This window comes from Pseudomonas sp. NPDC098740, from assembly GCF_044760065.1.
Taxonomy (GTDB): Bacteria; Pseudomonadota; Gammaproteobacteria; order Pseudomonadales; family Pseudomonadaceae; genus Aquipseudomonas; species Aquipseudomonas rossensis.
In genome coordinates, this window is the sequence record NZ_JBIWAM010000053.1 from 1 (window position 1) to 1,109 (window position 1,109).

Below are 1,109 nucleotides of genomic sequence, written 5' to 3' on the forward strand. Positions count from 1 at the left end.
TAGGCCTCCGGCCTGGTAACCCAGGGCGAGAAGTACAACAAAGTGATCGACCTTTGGTCCAAGGCGAACGACGAAGTTTCCAAGGCGATGATGGCCAACCTCTCGAAAGAGAAAGTCATCGACCGTCATGGCGTCGAAGTCGACCAGGAATCCTTCAACTCGATGTACATGATGGCCGACTCGGGCGCACGGGGTTCTGCTGCGCAGATCCGTCAGCACGCCGGTATGCGTGGCCTGATGGCCAAGCCGGACGGTTCCATCATCGAAACGCCGATTACTGCGAACTTCCGTGAAGGTTTGAGCGTACTTCAGTACTTCATCTCCACTCACGGTGCTCGTAAAGGTTTGGCGGATACCGCGTTGAAAACTGCGAACTCCGGTTACCTGACTCGTCGTCTGGTAGACGTGGCGCAGGATCTGGTAGTAACCGAGATCGATTGCGGCACCGAACATGGCCTGGTAATGACTCCGCACATTGAAGGCGGTGACGTTGTTGAGCCGTTGGGTGAGCGCGTATTGGGTCGTGTTATTGCCCGTGACGTGTACAAGCCAGGTACCGAGGAAATCATCGTTCCTGCCGGCACGCTGGTAGATGAGAAGTGGGTTGAGTTCATCGAGCTGAACAGCATCGATGAAGTGATCGTGCGTTCGCCGATCAGCTGTGAAACGCGCTACGGCATTTGCGCCAAGTGCTACGGCCGTGACTTGGCTCGTGGCCACCAGGTGAACATCGGTGAAGCGGTCGGCGTTATCGCTGCCCAGTCCATCGGTGAGCCGGGTACCCAGCTGACCATGCGTACGTTCCACATCGGTGGTGCGGCAAGCCGGACCTCCGCAGCCGACAGCGTTCAGGTGAAGAATGGCGGTACCGTCCGTCTGCACAACCTGAAGCACGTTGAGCGAGTAGATGGTTGCCTGGTTGCTGTGTCCCGTTCCGGTGAGCTGGCGATCGCTGATGACTTCGGTCGTGAGCGCGAGCGTTACAAGCTGCCGTACGGTGCTGTGATTTCGGTTAAAGAAGGTGACAAGGTCGACGCTGGCGCAATCGTGGCCAAGTGGGATCCGCACAAACACCCAATCGATACCTAAAAGAAAGGTAACTTGACCTA

Annotated in this window: 1 pseudogene; it reads left to right on the forward strand. The window is 56.9% G+C overall.

What is annotated here, in order from left to right:
- Positions 1-1,109: pseudogene (locus ACIQU2_RS28855) on the forward strand (DNA-directed RNA polymerase subunit beta'); the annotation flags it as partial.